Here is an 18,609-nt window from a genome sequence, read left to right as displayed (position 1 = left end):
CGGCCCGGTTTGAGCGGACCGCCTCCCAAAACAAACAACCAACCTATCAATTAAAAATCAATCCTTTCAAACGAATCATCCTGCAGCCTGGCATCGGCCGGGTGCGGGAACATCGCCATTTGTCCGTTGCAAATCCCGAAAACTCAGTCTCAGATGTAAAGGTATCGACTCCAGGCTGCAGCCACAGTAACCTGGGTTACATGGGATGTGAATTAATAAGTGGAACATGGAGAAAGCCCGGGGAGAGGACAAATTAATCGGTTTCCTCAACCCCCTGCCTGCCCGGCAACGGGAATTCAGTATCGGAACAAGGCACAAACCGCAGAGTGCTCATCCGGCATTTCCTCATCCGGGAGCACATAGACCGTACCGCTTTGCCTGTAGGTTTCCCCGGCAGCGAGGTTAAACAGGGAAACACTTGCCTCCCGGGGCTCTTCATGTATCTTGGTTTCCCGCGCCTCGCGGTTGTACAGCCCCCAGGTATCCTCCCCTTCCCGGAGGAACAGGGCCTCGACGCGTCCATCCAGGGCAGCCGGGACGATGTCGCGGATATCCGGCGTGGCCTTTTTGGAGCCCAGGGCCTGCTGATACGACCCGGCCTTCGCCTTCCGCTCGGTTTCAAAATGGGGGGCGACTAGGTTCCAGGTCCTGTCGTGAAGGGATAAAACATCCAGATCCTCCGGGTTGATGGCGATGTGCGATTCCATCAGGTGCTGGTAGTCATTGGCCTCCCGGTAAATCGGGAACAAATAATCCAGGCATACAACCACCAGCGGCTGTTGTTCATCGTGCAGGAGCTGCATCAACCCGTCGTTTACGGCCCGGAAATACCTCAGGATTTCATTCTTATGGTCGGCCTCCCCTTCCCCGTGGCCATGAAACAAGGCATGGCCGGAGCCTTCCTGCTGGCTGCGGAATTGCAGGAACTTTTCCTCGTAGTCATACCCCACCCGGTCCTGGAGCCGGCTTGGCGTCAGGTCATCAACCACAACCTCCGTGATGGAATACCGGGTGCCCTCGTATAATTTCACCCCTTCCAGGTCGAGCGTCAGGATAAAGTACCGGCCATCCCCGGTAAGGATGGGCATCATAGGCACCAGGTAGAAACCGTTGGAGACATAATGAGCCGGTTCGAATTCCAGGGGGAGGGTAAACTTTTTAAAATACCCCTCAGACAGGAAGAGCGCCAGCCCGTCGGATTGGTGCCTCCAGAATTCGGTGTCCTCCAGTAATTCGGTAGCCGGTTCCAGCATGGCTTCAATTTCACGATCCGAATACCCCTGCTCTGTGAGCTTTTGGGAAACTTCTTTCAACTGGTTCTTCAGGGCCAGGGGGTCTTTTTTTTCAAGTACCTCCTGCCCGCTCCGGTGGGTTGGGATATAAATAGATATACAGGTGGGGGCATGCATCCCGCTCAGTTCGATTACTTCTTCTTTGGTAAGTAGCGTCATAGGTGCGTCACTTTCAGGTTTAGAATTGTTTTAAGTCAACTTACGGACTATATAAGATAATCACTCTATAGAACCCTGTTTGACGGAGAGGCAACAGATTTTGACGCATTCAGTATGGTTGCGGTAACTGGTTAATCCTCATCCTCCCCGATGGTGAGCGGATGGTCTTCCTGGCCCAGGCCGACGATCTTGATGATATTGATCACGGTGTTGTAGAGCATCAGGACTACCACTATCAATGAAGCGCTCAGCACCGCGCTGATCCCAAGCGATACATAATAGATAATCGTAAACCAATTGGCCGGTACATTTTCGGATTCAGTGATGGGCAGGTTGAATATCAGGAAGGACAGCAGGGACATGATGAAGACCACGGTATCCACCCGGGCAATTTGCATGACGTGCCTGTAATGGCTTTCCTTGAGTTTCGAATTACTTGTAGAACTCAGGCCGAGCAAAGTCAATAGCAGGGCGAGTATCGTCGCCGACGCCAGGACGATGGTATTGCACAGCACGTTCAGCCCGGAAAGGGAATTCTTGATGAGGACTTTGGCCTCATATCCGCTTAAAGTCCCCAAAAGCCAGGAACTCAGAAAAATAAAGAATAGGGAAAACAGGCCGCCCCCGATGGCGCGTTTGGTGTATCTGGATAGCTTCATGATCGATACTGGTTTGACAAGTTTCTTAATCGGCAGGTGGTTTTCAAAACATGCCTTCTGTCCTCAGAATTTCATCTCAACAAAATGTAATTTTAAGCTGGCCCCGTTTGACCGAGAGGCAACAGATTTTGACGCTTTTGGCTCCCCAAATACCCAATTGCCTGGATTTTATTATTTTAGGACGGTTTTATCCCAATCTGCCCTGCCTAATGCCACAAGGTGTCACCAGGTTAAGCGTATATTCCCGGGCGGTGCTCCGGTATGTTCCATTAATCCAACCATCCCAATGAAAATTGCCGTCGCCCAATTCGAACCCAGGGATGCAGATAAGTCTTACAACCTGTCCGTTATTACTGATTTGACGCGCAAGGCTGCAACCGCCGGGGCGAAGGTTATCAGTTTCCACGAGATGTGCATTACGGCCTACACCCATACCCGGAACCTGGACAGGGAGGCGTTGTTGAACCTGGCGGAAAGCGTGCCGGACGGTCCGAGTACGCGTCAGTTGATCGGGCTGGCCCGAACAACCGGCCTGACCATCCTGGCCGGGCTGCTGGAAGTAGACCATGGGAAGGTATACAACACCTACATTTGCGTGACAGGGGAAGGCCTGGTTGCCAGGTATCGCAAGATCCACCCCTTCATCAACCCGCATATCGAACCCGGGGCGGAATACTGCGTATTTGATTTAATGGGATGGAAATGCGGTATCTTGATATGCTACGACAATAACATCATCGAAAATGTTCGGGCAACGAGCCTGTTGGGAGCCGAGTTGATATTTGCCCCCCATGTGACAGGCTGTACGCCATCTGCCATGCCGGGTCGGGGGTATGTAGCCCACGAACTCTGGGAGAACCGGGACACCCACCCGGATATCCTCCGGGCAGAATTCCAGGGGCCCAAAGGCCGCGGCTGGCTTATGCGGTGGTTGCCGGCGCGAGCCTACGACAATGGGGTCTTTTATGCTTTCTCAAACCCCATTGGCTACGACGGGGACCATTTGAAAAATGGCAATGCCATGATCCTGGACCCATATGGGGAAATACTAGCGGAAACCGAGTCTTTTGATGCCCAGATCGCTACCGCCCAACTGGACAGGAAAAAACTGGAGCTGGCCGGCGGGACCCGATACAAGCGGGCCCGTAAACCCAGTTTGTACAAAAACATCATAGGCCGGGCCAACAGGTCCCGGACCATTCCCCATTGGATGGAAAGGGAGACACAAACGGGCTCCCCCAATACGCAATAACCAAAACCAGATATATTATGTCCGATCTTAAAAATTCAGCAATTGAAGCACATTACTATCGGGAGCGGCTCAGCGAAGATATCCTGAAACGACTTGGTGAATTGGGGGTGGACCTGAAGCACGTCCGCAGAAGCGATATAGCTGCAGTGGATGAGTTTCATGTCCGGGGTGCCGAGGTTTCCCGAGAACTTGCCGAAAGGGCAGGCTTGCATGGTGCCAAACTCCTGGATGTAGGATGCGGCTTAGGCGGCCCCTGCCGGATGCTGGCAGATGAATTCGATTGCCAGGTTGTAGGTGTCGATCTTTCAGGCGAATTTATCCGTACAGCGCGGAAACTCTCCGACCTTGTGGGGCTATCGGAGAAAACGGAATTCCTGCAGTGCGATGCCACATCCCTGCCTTTTGCGGATGCATCCTTCGATGCCGTGTGGACGCAGCACGTGCAAATGAACATCGAAAGAAAGGATGCCTTTTATGGGGAAATCAGCCGCGTATTAAAACCGGGGGGTAAATTTATCTATTACGATATCTTTAAACTTGGACCGGAACCCATTACCTACCCGGTCCCCTGGGCCGATAATCCCGATATCAGCTTCCTGCAACCCGCCTCTCATATGTCTGAAATCCTGCTTGAACTCGGGATGAAAAGTCAGGAAAAAACCGACCAGACAAAAAAGGGAATTGAATTTTTTGAACGCGTGTTACAGAAAATAGCCGCTTCGGGCCCGCCGAAATTGGGCTTGAACGTACTCATGGGGTCTGAAACAAAAGTCAAAATAACCAACCTGGTAAACGGCCTCAAGGAGAAAAAAATCCAATTGCAGAGTGGTTGCTTTATCCGATAAATTAACATGGTGGCAAATTCTCATCGCCACTTGATCCAACCGTGGAGGAATTCCTGGATAGCTTCTGAGGCGCCCATGGGAAACCGCAGCATACGGAATACAATCAGGAGCAGGCCAATGGCGGTAGCCGCATGGCGAAATTTGCCAAACCTCGCGGTAAACCACAGGAACAGGCCCAGGTAAATAACCTCCGTACTTGCCAATACAATAACCGGCTTAAAATTTTCAGGGGACAGGATCCGCCGCCAAAAAATAATCATGCCACGCCCCAGGGCCGGGGGCATCATGTAAAAGGCCCCTGCGATCAACCACCACGAATGCTCGTGGATTTCCTTGCGGTGCAGGATGCTTTTAACGATGGCGTAACCGAAGGCGATCATGGAAATCCCTTCGATGATCAGCGTTCCATAGTAGAAGGAAATTGGGGGGCCGGGTCGGGAAGGGTCATACGCTTCTGCCAGCTTCAGGGGGACATCCAACAGGCTCAAACCGGTAAAAATAACGCCTCCCGCCAGGACAAACCCGATGACGCCGAGCGTCCGGTGCCTTGCAATGTTATTCACAGAAATCAAATAGGGCTGTGCAATGAGCATCAGGTACCAAGCGGTCACCAGCCAATAGTGAAAATGGATTTCCCAGGTCTGCTCGGTAAATCGCGGCCAGTAATAGTAGAATATGCTGATTTGAACAATCGCAAACAGGCCGATCATCCATACATATAATCGCTTGTATTTTTCCATCTCCCCGAATGGTATGCCCGGTGCATTTTGTATCCTGCCCGTTTCCCCGATTGTAATTTAGTAAAGATCAGGGAATATTCCGACCCGGATATCCCTGAAATCGCAATCAGGGTACCTCATCCACCCCGGCAAAAAGCGAATGCCAGGCATCCCGGTTTACGTAAGGTCCAAAGGCGGGGTTGGACCGGAGTGCCCCCGGGTTGGAAAACCCCAGGGTAACAGCCTTTGCCAAAGCGCCGAAGACCGCCTCGTCCTGCCCCAACCGCGCGTGGTCTTCGGCCGCCCGGATCCAGGCATACGGGCGGTCCGGGAAACCCGAGGTCAGCAGGCGGCTCAGCTCCAGGGATTGTTCGTATTGGCCAGCGGCCCGGTAGGTGTTGGCCCGTTCGATACAAAAGGCAAAAACAAAGCCTTCCACGCGCTCGCGCATCGCGGCAACCTGCACGCCTTCCTCCCCCTCAAATTTCTTTCGGAACCTGCCCCAGGCGGATTCCCAACGGTTGTAGCCCCGGCCTTCCCCTTCGCCCAAATGCCGCTCAGCAAGCTCCCGGAACCGGGTGGTCCAGGCTTCCTCCTCTTCCAGGATTTGCTCCAGCTGCTCCGCTTCGGCCCGGTAGGCCGGCGAAGATTGCAGGGCGTCGATTCTTCCCGACAGGGAATCCGTCTCAAGAAGTTCCCCATACCATTTGCGGATATCCCGGTACTCCATTAGGGCATTGACCAACCTGCCGGAATCCCGATAAGCCCGGGCAGCATCCAGGGCACGTGCAAGGGCGGCATCGGCCCTTCCCGGCTCCAACGAGAAATTCGCCTGCAACTGCCCGGCCCGCATCAGCCAGTCCATCGCCCGGAGGAGCTCCCCGGGACCCGGCCAGTGGTGGCCGCCTTCAAAAACAATCAGTTTGTTCTCTATTTCCAGCTTCTGCAACCACTCCCGCGTGTGGTGCATTTCCGGAAAATTCATGTCCCGGGTCCCAACCACCCCGGCGTACAGCAACCCGGTCCCCGGCCCGGGCAGGTACCCCGCCGAACTGTCGAACCCTGCACCACATCCAATAACCCCGGCTATTTGTCCGGTGAGTACCGCAATGGAAGCTGCCAGGCGCGAACCCCCGCTGAATCCCGCCAGGAATACCCGGTTTTCATCAATCGGGTACTTGCTGAAAATTTCGGAAAACAGCCGGTTGGCAATTTCAAAATTCCGCTCATACGGCCCGTTGCGGGAGGCATTGGACCCCACCAGCAGCAATCCGTAGGCCTCGGCCACCTCCCGGAATGCGTTTACGGCAAGCACTCCCCGGGCCGCCGGGTCAAACAGGATCAAAACGGGCAGGGGCCGCCCCGGCTGTGCGGTACCGGCCAGGTAGGCAGCGTAGCTTTCCGTCCCCTCATTCCCCAGGGGAATGGCCTCCACCACTTCCCCCGCAGGAAGGGGCCCCGGGTTGCTGGTAGTCGCAGTTTGAGCCCGGGCTGTCCCTATTGCCAGGAGGACCAGCAGCAGGATATTTCGTGCCGGAACCCAAATCTTCAAAACCTATAGATTACTTAAACAACATGGGCGCAAACTCCGAGAGGTAAATTCGCCAATTCGTCCAGGTATGGCCCCCGGGGCTTTCGCGGTATACATAATCAAAGTCCAGTTCGTCCAGCTTCTCCCGCATGGTCACCACGCTTTCATATAGGAAATCGTCCTTGCCGCAGGCAATCCAGTACAATTGCGGTTCGGCCGCTGCCAGCGCTTTGATTTGCTGCTCCCTTTTGGAATGGTCAATCTCGATCCCGAATCGGCTCAGGTCGGCAAACCCCATACTCATCACCCCGATGTAATCAAACATCCCCGGGTTTTCAAATGTGGTATTCATCGTTTGCAACCCACCCATGGAAAGGCCGGTCAGCGCCCGGTTTTCTTTACCGGTCTTTACCTGGTAATTCGCTTCGATATAGGGGATCACGTCGTTGACAAGGCTTTTCTCAAAGAGCATATTGGCCATTCCGCCGGCGCCCTGGGGTTCGGTATCCAACTTCGGGCTGACAGTAAAGGCGGCCGCCTGGTCCGGGTTCCCGTTGGTCATGACCACCAGCATCGGCTCGGCCTGGCCGGCATTGATCAGGTTGTCCAGGATGTTCTGGGCCGCACCCAGGGTAGACCAGGCCTCCTCGTCGCCCCCGCCGCCGTGGAGCAGGTAGAGCACCGGGAAATTTTCGTTGCTTTCCGCATACCCGGGCGGGGTGTAAACAAACATCCGCCGGGTAAGGCCCAGGGTGGGCGACTCATACCAGACCTGGTTCACGCTGCCCTTGGGCCCGGTTTTTGCCCAGTAAAGGTCTGAAGCTTCTCCGGGCACGTAAAGCACGCTGGCCGTGCTGAAGCGGCCGTCCCGTACGATGTTCTTGTTGGCCGGGTCCAGGGTACGCACCCCGTCCACCATAAAGGCGTAGGCGTACAATTCGGGTTCCATGGTCGGGACGGTTACGGTCCAAATACCGTCCTGCCCCTTTTCCAGGGGGGTCATTTCCTGGGCAAAGCCGCCCTCGGGCGCAGGGGCTGTGGGCATCCAGTTCCCGGTAAGTAGGACCTCAGCTGCCTGGGGTGCCGAAATCCGGAAAGTCACCGAGTTGTTTGCAGCCAATTCCGGGGAGACCACCGGGGCAGCCTGTGAAATCTCCTGTCCACTCGCCAGAAACGGGATCAGGAATGCCAGCGCAAGCACGCCGTTGCGCGAAATCCCTTTAGCCAAACCAGAAAGCGGGAATTTCCGTTTGGCAGATGCTACTATCCTTTTCATAATTTGTTCTATTAGCTTGTTCATCCTGTTAAGATACGGATTAACCGGATGCGCATCAAAGCGTATATCTGCCGGGCCACTCCCCAAAACTTTTTATACCTTCCCGGAGAATCATCAAAGAGAAAGACATGACGCTAGACCTGGATTTTACCCGCTCCCAATTTCCGGCGTTCTCCCAACCCGGGCTGAAAGGCTGGGCCTTCTTTGAAAATGCCGGGGGCTCCTACCCTTGCCGGCAGGTGGTAGACCGGTTAACGCGGTTCTATACCGGGAATAAGGTACAGCCCTACTATCCCTATCCTGCCTCCACCCGGGCCGGCCAGTTGATGGACGAGGCCTACAGGCGGATCGCCGAATATATGGGTGCCGACCCGCTGGAAGTCCATTTCGGCCCCTCCACCACCCAGAACATTTATGTGTTGGCCAATGCGCTGCGCCCGCTGTGGGATGACGGGGATGAAATCATCGTCTCCTGCCAGGACCACGAGGCAAATGCCGGCGCCTGGCGACGGCTCGGGGAACGCGGCCTGAACATTGTGGAATGGCATGTGGACCCGGTTACCGGGGTCCTCGACCCGGAGGTGCTCAGCCGCTTGTTTACGGACAAGACCCGGATGGTAGCCTACCCGCATTGTTCCAATGTTATCGGCCATGTTAACCCGGTTCGGAAAATCTCCGAAATGGCCCGAAGCCGCGGGGTGCGCACCGTGGTGGACGGGGTTGGTTGGGCCCCCCACGAGATTCCGGATGTGAAGGGCCTTGGAGCGGACATTTACATGTTTTCCGCTTACAAAACCTTCGGGCCCCACCTGGGGGTCATGTATGTGGAACGCAACCTGCTGGAAAAAATGGAGAACCAGGCGCACTTTTTTAAGAAAGACAGCCTCCGCCATAAAATTACCCCCGCGGGGCCCGACCACGCCCAGGTGGCTGCAGCAGCCGGTATGGCAGACTATTTCGATGCCATATACGCCCATCATTTTCCGGGGGAGGCGGAGCCCCCAAAACGCCGGGATCTGTTGAACCGCATGTTCCGCGACCATGAAAAGGGCCTGTTGCAACCCTTGTTGGAATTCCTAACCGGCAGGGAGGACGTCCGGATTGTCGGGCCAAACACCCCGGAAGACCGGGCGCCCATCGTCTCCATTCTGCCCCTGGAAAAGACCGTGGGCCAGGTTTATGAAGCCCTTACAAAATACCAGCTGATGACCGGGATGGGACACTTCTATGCCGTCCGGCCGCTTAAGGACATGAAACTTCCAACCGACCCGGGGGTGATACGCCTTTCCTTTGTGCACTACACGAGCCCCGAAGAGGTCGCTCAGCTTATCGACGGCTTGAAGCGGGCCTTATAGGCCGGTTCTCAAAACAACGCCGGTCGGCCGGTTTGCGAATCCCGTTACGCCGGGTTACTCCCCATGCGCAGCCGGTGGTTTAAACAACAGCGGAAAGAACCTGCCGCCCATGGGTTCCCCTTTTTTAATCGGGGGCACCCCATTGAGTAAAACCTCATCGGAATTGGAACGGGTACCGTCGGCAAAGACGTTCAGGACAAAAGCCCGCCGGGGCTTGTCCGATCGGTTTTCATAGGAGCCGTGGACCATCTTGGGGTGGTGGAACGTGGCGTATCCCGCCGGCATCTCCGCTGCCACCCGGTTTTCGTATTGTGCGATTTGCCCGGGGTTCAGCAGGTCCCGGAGGCTGTCCATGGAACCGGCCAGTTCGATCTTTTCCAGCAAGTCCCATTTATGGCTGCCGGGGATGTATTGCAGGCACCCGTTATCCGCTGTGGCATCGTCCAGGCCTACCCAACAAGTGAGGTGTTGCAGGGGGGTGGTGCGGGTCCAGTAACTGTAGTCCTGGTGCCAGGCCACCACGCCCCCGTGCCGGGCGGGTTTGCAAAACAGCTGGTCGTGCCAGAATCGGACAGCTTTGCCGCCCAGCAGCTGGCTGGCAGGGACCACAAACCGGGGGTTCCACAATACGTCGTGAAACCCGGGGGTTATGCGCCAATGCCCCAGGGAATGGAAGAGCACGGTATCCGGATCCGACGATTCATTCGAATGGAACTCATAAAACAGATGATGCCCCGGGTGGCCCGGGTCCATAAGTTGCTCAAGCTCCAGCCGGAGGGCATCCACCTGGTCGTCGTCCAGGATCTTTACCCCGCTCAGAAAGCCGTTTTCCTCAAAAAAGGCAAGCTGCGCATCCGTAAGCCGGTAGCGCTCCCAGGCCTCCCCCGCGGGTAGTTCCGGGAACAGGTCTCCCACCAAACCCCGGGTTTCGGAGAGGTCCCTTGTTTGTGATGTCTTCATGTTTTACTTAATAAAATTCCATTGGAAGGCTCCTGACTGGACATACAGGTAAAGTTAAAACTACATGCTTTTTTACGAAGTTAATTGCGAAAATCCCCTCCGTCCCGGGGCAGCATTGCCCATAGCCAAATTTCCAAATTGACTCATTTCCAAATTGATTCATTGCCAAATTGGCAAATTGGCAAATTGGCAAATCGCCTACATCTCCCACCCCTCCCGGTAGGTACGGGTGACAAACTGGTTGGCCTCCTCCAGGTTGGTGATCTTCATATTCTCGCCGTCCCAAAGCAGTTTCCTGCGTCCGTAGAACTCCTGCCGGGGCCGGCCGTTCTCGCCGGTCACCTCCCGCCGGAGCATGTAGCTGCGGATAGCCAGGTTCCCCATGAGCACCGTTTCCGTCATGGGGCCGGCATAGTCAAAGGACGAGGTGAGGGCCAGGTGCTCCTCGCTGCCGAAGCCCGCCTTGCAGGCATCCACCCACTTGCGCTGGTGTCCGTATTCCGGCTCTTCGTTCTCCTCCACTTCCGGGCCGAATTCCGTCGTGCCGTCATTCAGGTACAGCTTGGGCATCAGGGGCGAACTGTCGTTGATATTCGTGGAGATGATCCCATTCTCTCCGTGGATCAGTACGCCGTTGGCACTGCCGTGGCCGCCGATGTCCTGGTCGGCCGGGATGATTTCCGGGTGGGACGGTCGGATCCCCCCGTCGCTCCAGGTCATCTCGATAGGTGAACCTGTCTTTTCGGTGGCGTCGAAATGCAACGTAATAAAGGACGAGGGCGGGCAGCCTTCCGGGTGGTAATCCGGGGTCCACATCTGGGTAAATACCGTACCCACGCTACATTCTGCATCCTTGGGGTATTTCAGGCCCAGGGTGCGGAAGGGGATGTCGATCAGGTGGCAACCCACGTCGCCCAAAGCGCCCGTGCCGTAATCCCACCAACCCCGCCAGTTAAACGGGTGGATATTCGGGATATAGGGGGTCTCGGGGGCCGGCCCCAGCCAGAGGTCCCAGTCCAAAGCCTCGGGCTTTTGAGAAGGGTCCGGGGCAGGCATGGCAAAGCCCTGGGGCCAGACCGGCCGGTTGGTCCAGACTTCCACCTTGTGGATCTTGCCAAGCCGGCCCGAATCCACCCACTCCTGGACCATCCCGAGCAGCGGGTTGGAGCCGCCCTGGTTCCCCATCTGGCTGACGATCTTATTCTCCCGCGCCATCTCGGTGAGCATCCGGGCCTCCCGGATGTTATGGGTCATCGGTTTCTGCACATACACGTGGATACCCCGCTCCATGGCCGCTTTTGCGGCCGGTCCATGTATATGGTCCGGGGTGGAGATGGTCACCGCGTCGATATTCTTTTTCTTATCCAGCATCCGCCGGTAATCGCTGAAGAGCTTTGCCTTGGGGAAGGATTCCACCGAGGCGGCCGCCGAGCCGGAGAAATCCACGTCGCAAAGGGCAACTACCCGCTCGCGCCCCCCAACGGATGCGTTCATAATATCGCTGCGTCCCTTGCCCCCTGCACCGATGGCTGCCAGGTTCAGTTGGTCGCTCGGGGCGATAAACCCCGGGCCGCCCAGCACATGGCGGGGTACGATAAATACAGAAGATGCCAGGGCGCTTTTCTTCAGGAAATCGCGCCTTTTGTTGGTGTTCGGGCCTTTGGCGGGCCCTTTAGATGTTTTCATTGGTCTATGGTCTATGGTCTATGGTCCTAAAAGGTACTAATATTTTTGGGTTGCATAACCCCGTTGGTTCAACGCCGGTTCGGCAACAGGGAATTTAGTACTTTAGACCCACATCAATGCCGCCAGACCATGGAAAATAATCTATCACTCCCATTGATTGAGCGCGCCCGGAAGCACCCGGACCGAACAGCCATTCAGTGCGCGGGAAGCAGCTATTCATACGGCCAACTGCTGTCGGAATCCCGCAAGCTGGCCCTGGGCCTGCTGGGTGGGGCAGCCGATTTGGAAGAGGCGCGAATTGCCTTTTTGGCCCCGCCGGGGTTTGCCTACGTCTGTATCCAATGGGGGATCTGGCGGGCGGGCGGCATTGCGGTGCCCCTGTGCGAGAAACACCCGTTGCCATCCATGGAATACGTTGTCCGGGATACCGGGGCAGATGCCGTCATTTGCACGGAGGAATACCGGGAGTTCCTCGAACCCCTGGGAGCCATCAGCAAGTTGGTTCCCTACACCGCACTCGGGGCGGAACAGGGCCGTCTGCCAACACTCGGGCAGGAACGGCGCGCGATGATCCTCTACACGAGCGGGACCACCGGGTCGCCCAAGGGGGTGGTTACCACTCACGCCGGGTTGGAAGCGCAGATTACCGCCCTGACAGAAGCCTGGAAATGGCAGGCCGACGACCACATCCTCAATGTACTCCCGCTGCACCACGTACACGGGATTGTCAATATGCTCTGCTGCGCCCTTTGGAGCGGCGCATGTTGCGAATTCCTGCCAAAATTCAAACCCGGGAAGGTATTTGAGGCCTTTCTGAGGGGGCAGGTAAACCTGTTTATGGCCGTGCCCACCATTTATTTTAAGCTGATTGCGCACTACCAAACCCTGCCGGAAAAAGAGCGGGAAGCCATCAGCGGGCAATTGCAAAAATTCAGGCTGATGGTTTCGGGCTCTGCGGCCCTGCCGGTCAGCGTACTGGAACAGTGGCGGGAGATCAGCGGGCATACCTTGCTGGAGCGGTATGGGATGACCGAAATGGGCATGGCCATCAGCAACCCCTATGACGGGCTGCGACGGCCGGGTTATATCGGGCAGCCCTTGCCGGGGGTATCGGTCCGGCTGGTGGATGAAGAAAACCAGGAGGTACCCCACGGGAGTCCCGGGGAAATCCAGGTAAAGGGCGCCAATGTCTTTCGGGAGTACTGGGGCCGGCCGGAGGCAACTGCAGAGGCATTCACCCAGGACGGTTGGTTCCGCACGGGCGACATCGCCCAGTGGGACGACGGGAGTTACCGGATCCTCGGCCGGAATTCCGTGGACATCATCAAATCCGGGGGGTATAAAATATCCGCCCTGGAAATCGAAGAAGTACTCCGGACCCATCCTGAGGTAAAAGATTGCGGCGTGGTTGGGGTCCCCGACCTGGAGTGGGGGGAGGTTATCGGGGCCGCCATCGTCCCAGGTACCCGGCAACCGGACACCGAACAACTAACGGAATGGTTAAAAACGCGTCTGCCGGGATACAAAACCCCCCGCCTGTACCTGTTTGTGGATGAATTGCCCCGGAATGTGCTGGGGAAGGTTACCAAAAATGCCCTGAAGGATTCTTTTAAACCGTCAGATACCACCGGATGAAGATATATGGGGTTGCTTTGTTGTGCGGTTGCTTCCTGGCCGGGAAATTCCTCGGCCAGCTCCTGGGCGAGTTGATCGGTATCCCCGGGGATATCGGCGGGGTGGGCTTTGCGATGTTCCTCCTGATGCTCGTTAGCCTGTACCTGCGCAGGAGGGGCTGGTTTTCCGATACCTCCGAATCCGGAATCGCCTTCTGGAGCGCCATGTATATCCCCATCATTGTTGCCATGGCAGCTACCCTGAACGTCCACGCCGCCTTTGGGGGCGGTTGGGTGGCGGTACTCGCCGGCCTCGGCGCCACCATAGCCGGGTTCCTGCTCGTACCTCTGCTTTCGCGCATCGGCCGGCCGTCCGATCGCGGCCAAAATCCGCTGAAATAATGGACGGGGTAGAAACGCTGATTGAGAGGAACGGCCTGATCCTGGCCTTCCTGGTGGTGGGCCTGATTATGGGGGCTGCCTACGCCATTTCCCGATACCTGACCCGGGGCAGGCTGCCCGGGGCCGCCCTGGCTATACTTATTGGGTTGGGACTGGCCTTCCTGGGAGGGGAGCGCGGGATAGCAGACCACCCGTTGTTTGCCGGAATGGCCGTCCTCGGGGGTTCCATGTTCCGGGATTTTGCCGTGGTAGCCACTGCAATGGGGGCCGACCTGGAAACCATCAAGCAGGCAGGCAAGGCCGGGGTGGTTGCGCTGCTCTCCGGCGTGTTGATCGCATTTGTCGCCGGGGCGATGGTGGCCCTGGCCCTCGGGTATTCCAATCCGGTGGATATTACCACCATCGCCGCCGGCGCCTGCACGTATATTGTGGGCCCGGTAACCGGGACCGCACTGGGGGCCACGTCGGATGTCATCGCCATTTCCGTGGCAGCGGGGGTGGTCAAAACCCTGGCGGCCACTATCGGCACCCCTTTTATCGCCCGATATATCGGCCTGAACAACCCGCATTCGGCCATGGTCTTCGGAGGGCTCATCGGAACCACCAGCGGTGTGGTGGCCGGGCTGGCGGCTACGGATGCCCGCCTGGTACCCTACGGAGCGCTTACCGCTACGTTCTATACCGGGATCGGGTGCCTGCTCTGCCCCTCTGTATTGTATCTGCTGGTCCGGCTTTTCGTCTAGATAAACGACAGGAACAGGGCTGCCAGGCCAAAGAAGGCGGTCAGGACATGAAAAAGAACCAGGAGGCGTTCTTCCCGATTGTTGAGGTAGGATCCATGGTTTTGCAAAATGGCCGCCACGCCCAGTACGGGGATCCAGTAATTCCATTTGATATTCGACATAGCCATTTAGTTTTTCTGCAAAACTAAGCGGGCCTTCCTTCCCGTGAAATAGCGATTTTACCCGGTTTCTATCCTATTTTGACCTTAAAGGAACGTTAATTCCAGCCTGCTCCTCGTGCCGCTCAACAGGAAAATAGTAATTATGCAGGGCGATTATGATGCGTACATCCCAAAGCGACATTCCGGCAAGATCCTCCGGGTCCCGGTTTATCCGGTTCTGGGGTTGGCTTTTTGTACTGGCGTCATCCCTCTTCCTGTTTATCAGCATCCTGCCCAATGTGCTTCTATTCAAGCTGTATGCGGAGGGCGTTGTAGACAGCGCCACCTTTCCGGCCCACAACATGCTGGAGGTTGTTTTTTATTCGAACCTGCGGCTGTTTGCCGCCCTTTTCACCCTCCTGAACCTGCTCTGGCTTTTCGGCGCCATCGGGATGCTCAGGCGAAGGGACTGGTCCCGACCGTTGCTGACCGTCGTCCTCTGCTTCCTGGCCGTTTCCCTGTTGCTGGTCCTTTCGAATTTCCTGGCCTTCGACTACGAAATAACTGCCTGGAGGGACCCGGAGCGCAATGAACGCTTTAAAGCGTACTTCCCATGGGCCCTGGGGGGCGGTGTGGTACTGCTGGTTGGGTTGATTTACCGGTTGAATACCGGCAGGGTTGCCAGGGAATTGTCCTAACCTGTTAACTTTGAGCTGACAACCAAATCCCGTTAGCATGGCAAAAAAGAAACGATTAGACCTCAGCCGCTCGGACGACCTGGCCGTAGAACGGACCCGCCTGGCCAACGAACGCACCTTCCTGGCCTATTTCAGGACATTTATTGTATTCCTGAGTTCCGGGGTGGCCATTCTGAAACTCACAGTTCTGGAGGAAATCGCCGAGCTCGGTTACTTCCTGCTATCCCTCTCCCCCATTCTCCTGGCCATCGGGATCGCCCGGTTTCTCTATGTGAAAAAACAGATTAAAAAATACTACATGGTCCGCACCTGAACCGGTGGCCCCATTGATGCATCCGGTTAGCTTCCCCCTGCAACGGATATGGATCTGCGGAACTACCTACTCCGCGTCCTTTACACAGCGAAAGCCGGTGTGGCCAAAGGCGGAATCCCGGGTGGCGCGCATCCGCCTGGAAACCCGGTAACCGCTGCAATAACTGTCATTACAAAGGTAAGAGCCCCCGCGGATCACGTATTTCTCGGCGAGGGGTTCGCTGGGGTCGAAAGAAGTATCCGGCCCCCGCGGGTTCATGCGGTCCGTGGGGGTGGTCTCCAGCTGGTAGGTATCCGAACGGTATTTATCCTGGCACCATTCCCACACATTCCCGGCCATATCCACCAGGCCGTATCCGTTGGCCGGGTAAGTGCCCACCGGGGCGGTTCGCAGATAGCCATCGGCCTGCTCGTTGCTATAGGGAAATATCCCCTGCCAGAAATTGGCCTTGTCGGCAGATTCCGAAATAGGCGCATTTCCCCAGGGGTATTTGGGGTCCTCCAGGCCGCCCATCGAGGCCCATTCCCACTCCGCTTCAGTCGGCAGCCGTTTTCCTGCCCATCGGGCATAGGCCAGGGCGTCGTCCAGGGCAATATGTACCACCGGGTGGTCCATCCGCCCTTCAAGGTCGCTTTCCGGGCCCTCCGGGTGCTTCCAGTTGGCGCCCGGGGTCCAGTGCCACCACTGGCTCAGGTCGCGGAGGTCTACCGGACGGTCGGTGGCATGGAATACCAGGGAACCCGCCTGGAGCAGGGAATCGGGCGGTTTGGGGGTGCCGGGGGGCAGCTGGGTTTTCATCGCTTCCCAATCAATGGGCTTTTCCGCAACAGTTTCATAGCCGGTGGCATCTACAAATGCAGCAAATTCCCGGTTGGTCACTTCCGTGCGGTCCATAAAAAACCCGGCCACCTGTACGGAACGCCGCGGCAATTCATCCGGGCTGGCCTGGTCGGATTTTCCACCCATCAGGAACGATCCCGACGGGATATACACCATGCCTTCGGGAACCGAATCCGGGTGTACGCTGTTTTGGTGCGCCTCCGGGGATCCGGCCCTGGCTTTTTCCGGCAGCTGTGCCCCGGCTGCCTGATCCGCCCGCTGGGCATCTCCGCGGTGGGAAGACGGACCGTCCGCATCGCGGCAGGCGGCAAGTATTAAACCTCCTGCCAGGACAAGCAGGCGAATATTTCGGAAAAGTCTCATCATCATACGTAGCTTTCGGGGATTAACAAGTGTCTAAAGTACGGCAAAGCAGCTGTATAGAAAAAAAGGGTGATAAACTGTATTGGGAGCAGTAGCCCCTGGCCGGTTCATTGCCCCAGCACACGGGCCTCAAAGGACCGGATGCCCGCGCCGTCGCACGCCACTGTAATCTCCATGGGATTGCAACAAACCTCACAGTCTTCAATATAGGTTTGGGAGGACACGGAGGTGTCGATGAGAAACGAAATCGTTTCCCAGCAGTACGGGCATTGAAAGAAGTGCTCTTCCATGCCGCAAAGATACGGATTGTAATGGGGGCCTTACCGTATGGGGAATACCCCCGGCCTTTCCCCTGTGTTCAATATACGCGATCCCTGCGCAAAATACCCGCAGTATTTAAAACTCCAGGTTCAGCAGCTGCCCGGTAAGTTGCAACAGCTGCAATTCCGCCAGTTTTGCGTCGTACTTGGCCAGGTTCTTATTGGTCTGGGCGTTGAGCAGGTTGATCTGGGCCTGACGGAATTCGATGGAGGTGATCCGCCCGAGTTGGAATTGCTCCCGGGAACGCTCGAAATTGTTCTGGTTGGTCAATACGTTCTGTTCCTGGATATGGAAGATCTCCAGCCGGTTCTCGTAAATGGCCAGGGCGTTCTGGATATCGCGGGTTACCTCGAGTTCCACCTGTCGCTGCAACAGTTCCTGGTTCTCATAGGCGATCCGGGCATTTTTCACCCGAACCGTGGTGCCGCCCCCGTCAAAGAGGTTCCAGGTAAGGCTTGCCCCCAGGGCCAGGTTGTAGCTGATACTGTTTGTCCCGGGCGCCTGGAAGTTTCCGAAGATCCGCGGGGGGTTCTGGCTCCGGTTCCAGCCGTAGGACCCGCTGAGCCCGATGGTCGGGAGGTAACCGGACCGGTTGATTTTGATGTCGTATTCGTTGATGGCCAGGTTCCGCTCGGTTTGCAGGATGGCCACGTTGTTTTCCATGGCCGATTCGATAAACCCTTCTACCTGCGGCATGGGCGTAAACCGGATCATCGTATCCACCCGGAACACCTCATTGAGATCCCGGCTCATCACGACATTCAGGTCGCGCCTGGCGTTGGCCAGCTGCTGGCGGGCGTTCAACAGGTTGATACTGTCGTTGGTCACGTCCACCTGCGCGTTGAGGATATCCAGCTTCGTGTTCTGGCCGAATTCAAAGGCGTATTCCGCCCGGGTGATCCGGTCTCGGGATATGCGCAATGCCTCGGAAAATATGTTCACATTTTCAGTGAGCCGGGCTACTTCAAAATACACGCTGAAAAGCTGCAAAACGGTATTCTCTATAGTCTCCCGGGCCTGGAGTTCGCTGAGCCGGTACTGTTCCTTGAGGCTCTTGTAGTTGTAGAACCGGCCCATCCCGTCAAAGAGCGTGTAATTGAGGTTGAGCGAGCCGGAGTATTGCTGGGTTTCCGCATTGTTCAGTTCCACGTCTGCCAGCGGGTTTCCTTCTTCATCCACCTGCCCCGGGAATTCCGTACGCGAATCGTTCCGGCTGTAATTTGCACCGGCCTGGCCGGTCAGGGTTGGCAGGTACCCGGAGTTCAGGATGCTTGCGTTGTTCCCGGCAATCTCCACCTGGTTGCGGGCCACCTGGATCCCGAAGTTGTTTTCCAGGGCGAGGGCCACGGCGTCTTCCCGGGTCAAAAGCGAATCCTGGGCCTTAGCGGGAAGCAGCCAGCAGAGGCCAACGAGTAGAATCGTAAAACGTAGTGTCATCTATG

19 protein-coding genes are annotated in these 18,609 nt (G+C 56.6%); 8 read left to right on the top strand and 11 right to left on the bottom strand.

The window, feature by feature from the left end:
• Positions 1-296 precede the first annotated feature (296 nt).
• Together RB2501_RS05705 and RB2501_RS05700 are read right to left on the bottom strand one after the other, a co-directional pair.
• On the bottom strand, positions 297-1,451 hold the full coding sequence (locus RB2501_RS05705; RefSeq protein WP_015753812.1) for a baeRF7 domain-containing protein: 1,155 nt from the start codon (positions 1,449-1,451) through the stop codon (positions 297-299).
• Positions 1,452-1,582: 131 nt separating this feature from the next.
• Positions 1,583-2,110, bottom strand: coding sequence for a hypothetical protein (locus RB2501_RS05700; protein ID WP_015753811.1), 528 nt, complete (start codon positions 2,108-2,110; stop codon positions 1,583-1,585).
• Between the two features lie 286 nt (positions 2,111-2,396).
• Here RB2501_RS05700 and RB2501_RS05695 point away from each other — a divergent pair, with 286 nt between their 5' ends.
• Together RB2501_RS05695 and RB2501_RS05690 are read left to right on the top strand one after the other, a co-directional pair.
• Entirely contained in the window at positions 2,397-3,362 is a 966-nt protein-coding gene (locus RB2501_RS05695; RefSeq protein ID WP_015753810.1) for a nitrilase family protein, read from the top strand.
• A gap of 17 nt (positions 3,363-3,379) precedes the next feature.
• Positions 3,380-4,207, top strand: coding sequence for a class I SAM-dependent methyltransferase (locus tag RB2501_RS05690; RefSeq protein ID WP_015753809.1), 828 nt, complete (start codon positions 3,380-3,382; stop codon positions 4,205-4,207).
• A 20-nt stretch (positions 4,208-4,227) separates the two neighbouring features.
• Here RB2501_RS05690 and RB2501_RS05685 read toward each other — a convergent pair whose 3' ends face one another.
• The 3 genes from RB2501_RS05685 to RB2501_RS05675 all read right to left on the bottom strand — a co-directional run bounded on the left by RB2501_RS05685 (position 4,228) and on the right by RB2501_RS05675 (position 7,733).
• Positions 4,228-4,947 carry a hypothetical protein gene (locus RB2501_RS05685; RefSeq protein WP_015753808.1) on the bottom strand — a complete coding sequence of 240 codons (720 nt, stop codon included), beginning with the start codon at positions 4,945-4,947 and terminating at the stop codon, positions 4,228-4,230.
• A gap of 106 nt (positions 4,948-5,053) precedes the next feature.
• Positions 5,054-6,478, bottom strand: a complete 1,425-nt coding sequence (locus tag RB2501_RS15750) for an alpha/beta hydrolase (protein ID WP_015753807.1) — start codon at positions 6,476-6,478, stop codon at positions 5,054-5,056.
• 10 nt (positions 6,479-6,488) lie between these two features.
• Positions 6,489-7,733, bottom strand: a complete 1,245-nt coding sequence (locus tag RB2501_RS05675; protein ID WP_015753806.1) for an esterase — start codon at positions 7,731-7,733, stop codon at positions 6,489-6,491.
• Between the two features lie 128 nt (positions 7,734-7,861).
• Here RB2501_RS05675 and RB2501_RS05670 point away from each other — a divergent pair, with 128 nt between their 5' ends.
• The gene (locus tag RB2501_RS05670) at positions 7,862-9,088 is read left to right on the top strand and encodes an aminotransferase class V-fold PLP-dependent enzyme (protein WP_015753805.1); all 1,227 of its coding nucleotides are present in this window, start codon (positions 7,862-7,864) and stop codon (positions 9,086-9,088) included.
• Between the two features lie 54 nt (positions 9,089-9,142).
• Here the strand turns inward: RB2501_RS05670 and RB2501_RS05665 are convergent, their stop codons facing one another.
• Entirely contained in the window at positions 9,143-10,048 is a 906-nt protein-coding gene (locus RB2501_RS05665; RefSeq protein WP_015753804.1) for a phytanoyl-CoA dioxygenase family protein, read from the bottom strand.
• Between the two features lie 198 nt (positions 10,049-10,246).
• On the bottom strand, positions 10,247-11,734 hold the full coding sequence (locus RB2501_RS05660; protein WP_015753803.1) for a Gfo/Idh/MocA family protein: 1,488 nt from the start codon (positions 11,732-11,734) through the stop codon (positions 10,247-10,249).
• A 129-nt stretch (positions 11,735-11,863) separates the two neighbouring features.
• Between RB2501_RS05660 and RB2501_RS05655 the strand changes: the two genes are divergently transcribed.
• Genes RB2501_RS05655 through madM form a run of 3 tightly spaced genes read left to right on the top strand, consistent with a single transcriptional unit; the run spans position 11,864 to position 14,492 of the window.
• On the top strand, positions 11,864-13,369 hold the full coding sequence (locus RB2501_RS05655; RefSeq protein ID WP_015753802.1) for an acyl-CoA synthetase: 1,506 nt from the start codon (positions 11,864-11,866) through the stop codon (positions 13,367-13,369).
• Positions 13,366-13,749 carry a malonate transporter subunit MadL gene (gene madL / locus RB2501_RS05650; protein WP_015753801.1) on the top strand — a complete coding sequence of 128 codons (384 nt, stop codon included), beginning with the start codon at positions 13,366-13,368 and terminating at the stop codon, positions 13,747-13,749. The genes RB2501_RS05655 and madL overlap by 4 nt, the downstream gene beginning before the upstream one ends.
• Positions 13,749-14,492: a malonate transporter subunit MadM gene (madM, locus tag RB2501_RS05645; protein WP_015753800.1), complete on the top strand. Its 744-nt coding sequence runs from the start codon at positions 13,749-13,751 to the stop codon at positions 14,490-14,492. The genes madL and madM overlap by 1 nt, the downstream gene beginning before the upstream one ends.
• Here the strand turns inward: madM and RB2501_RS16215 are convergent.
• Positions 14,489-14,653, bottom strand: coding sequence for a hypothetical protein (locus tag RB2501_RS16215; RefSeq protein ID WP_015753799.1), 165 nt, complete (start codon positions 14,651-14,653; stop codon positions 14,489-14,491). The two genes, madM and RB2501_RS16215, sit on opposite strands and share 4 nt — an antisense overlap.
• Positions 14,654-14,808: 155 nt before the next feature.
• On the opposite strand from RB2501_RS16215, the gene RB2501_RS05640 reads away from it, so the two are divergent.
• Both RB2501_RS05640 and RB2501_RS05635 read left to right on the top strand, forming a co-directional pair.
• The gene (locus tag RB2501_RS05640) at positions 14,809-15,330 is read left to right on the top strand and encodes a hypothetical protein (protein ID WP_041327014.1); all 522 of its coding nucleotides are present in this window, start codon (positions 14,809-14,811) and stop codon (positions 15,328-15,330) included.
• A gap of 37 nt (positions 15,331-15,367) precedes the next feature.
• Positions 15,368-15,643 carry a DUF202 domain-containing protein gene (locus RB2501_RS05635; protein WP_015753797.1) on the top strand — a complete coding sequence of 92 codons (276 nt, stop codon included), beginning with the start codon at positions 15,368-15,370 and terminating at the stop codon, positions 15,641-15,643.
• Between the two features lie 66 nt (positions 15,644-15,709).
• Here the strand turns inward: RB2501_RS05635 and RB2501_RS05630 are convergent, their stop codons facing one another.
• The 3 genes from RB2501_RS05630 to RB2501_RS05620 form a co-directional block, all read right to left on the bottom strand.
• Entirely contained in the window at positions 15,710-16,852 is a 1,143-nt protein-coding gene (locus RB2501_RS05630; RefSeq protein WP_015753796.1) for a formylglycine-generating enzyme family protein, read from the bottom strand.
• A gap of 101 nt (positions 16,853-16,953) precedes the next feature.
• The gene (locus RB2501_RS05625) at positions 16,954-17,136 is read right to left on the bottom strand and encodes a CPXCG motif-containing cysteine-rich protein (RefSeq protein WP_041327013.1); all 183 of its coding nucleotides are present in this window, start codon (positions 17,134-17,136) and stop codon (positions 16,954-16,956) included.
• 106 nt (positions 17,137-17,242) lie between these two features.
• Positions 17,243-18,604: a TolC family protein gene (locus tag RB2501_RS05620; RefSeq protein ID WP_015753794.1), complete on the bottom strand. Its 1,362-nt coding sequence runs from the start codon at positions 18,602-18,604 to the stop codon at positions 17,243-17,245.
• Between the last annotated feature and the right edge of the window lie 5 nt (positions 18,605-18,609).

The organism is Robiginitalea biformata HTCC2501, assembly GCF_000024125.1.
Taxonomy (GTDB): domain Bacteria; phylum Bacteroidota; class Bacteroidia; order Flavobacteriales; family Flavobacteriaceae; genus Robiginitalea; species Robiginitalea biformata.
Note: the sequence above shows the minus strand (reverse complement) of the source record. Positions and strands in the feature narration are given on the sequence as shown.

Bases quoted from the DNA above. Each gene is read 5' to 3' on its own strand.
- RB2501_RS05705 (WP_015753812.1), bottom strand. From the start codon at position 1,451: ATGACGCTACTTACCAAAGAAGAAGTAATCGAACTGAGCGGGATGCAT.
- RB2501_RS05700 (WP_015753811.1), bottom strand. From the start codon at position 2,110: ATGAAGCTATCCAGATACACCAAACGCGCCATCGGGGGCGGCCTGTTT.
- RB2501_RS05695 (WP_015753810.1), top strand. From the start codon at position 2,397: ATGAAAATTGCCGTCGCCCAATTCGAACCCAGGGATGCAGATAAGTCT.
- RB2501_RS05690 (WP_015753809.1), top strand. From the start codon at position 3,380: ATGTCCGATCTTAAAAATTCAGCAATTGAAGCACATTACTATCGGGAG.
- RB2501_RS05685 (WP_015753808.1), bottom strand. From the start codon at position 4,947: ATGGAAAAATACAAGCGATTATATGTATGGATGATCGGCCTGTTTGCG.
- RB2501_RS05675 (WP_015753806.1), bottom strand. From the start codon at position 7,733: ATGAAAAGGATAGTAGCATCTGCCAAACGGAAATTCCCGCTTTCTGGT.
- RB2501_RS05670 (WP_015753805.1), top strand. From the start codon at position 7,862: ATGACGCTAGACCTGGATTTTACCCGCTCCCAATTTCCGGCGTTCTCC.
- RB2501_RS05665 (WP_015753804.1), bottom strand. From the start codon at position 10,048: ATGAAGACATCACAAACAAGGGACCTCTCCGAAACCCGGGGTTTGGTG.
- RB2501_RS05660 (WP_015753803.1), bottom strand. From the start codon at position 11,734: ATGAAAACATCTAAAGGGCCCGCCAAAGGCCCGAACACCAACAAAAGG.
- RB2501_RS05655 (WP_015753802.1), top strand. From the start codon at position 11,864: ATGGAAAATAATCTATCACTCCCATTGATTGAGCGCGCCCGGAAGCAC.
- madL (WP_015753801.1), top strand. From the start codon at position 13,366: ATGAAGATATATGGGGTTGCTTTGTTGTGCGGTTGCTTCCTGGCCGGG.
- madM (WP_015753800.1), top strand. From the start codon at position 13,749: ATGGACGGGGTAGAAACGCTGATTGAGAGGAACGGCCTGATCCTGGCC.
- RB2501_RS16215 (WP_015753799.1), bottom strand. From the start codon at position 14,653: ATGTCGAATATCAAATGGAATTACTGGATCCCCGTACTGGGCGTGGCG.
- RB2501_RS05640 (WP_041327014.1), top strand. From the start codon at position 14,809: ATGATGCGTACATCCCAAAGCGACATTCCGGCAAGATCCTCCGGGTCC.
- RB2501_RS05635 (WP_015753797.1), top strand. From the start codon at position 15,368: ATGGCAAAAAAGAAACGATTAGACCTCAGCCGCTCGGACGACCTGGCC.
- RB2501_RS05630 (WP_015753796.1), bottom strand. From the start codon at position 16,852: ATGATGATGAGACTTTTCCGAAATATTCGCCTGCTTGTCCTGGCAGGA.
- RB2501_RS05625 (WP_041327013.1), bottom strand. From the start codon at position 17,136: ATGGAAGAGCACTTCTTTCAATGCCCGTACTGCTGGGAAACGATTTCG.
- RB2501_RS05620 (WP_015753794.1), bottom strand. From the start codon at position 18,604: ATGACACTACGTTTTACGATTCTACTCGTTGGCCTCTGCTGGCTGCTT.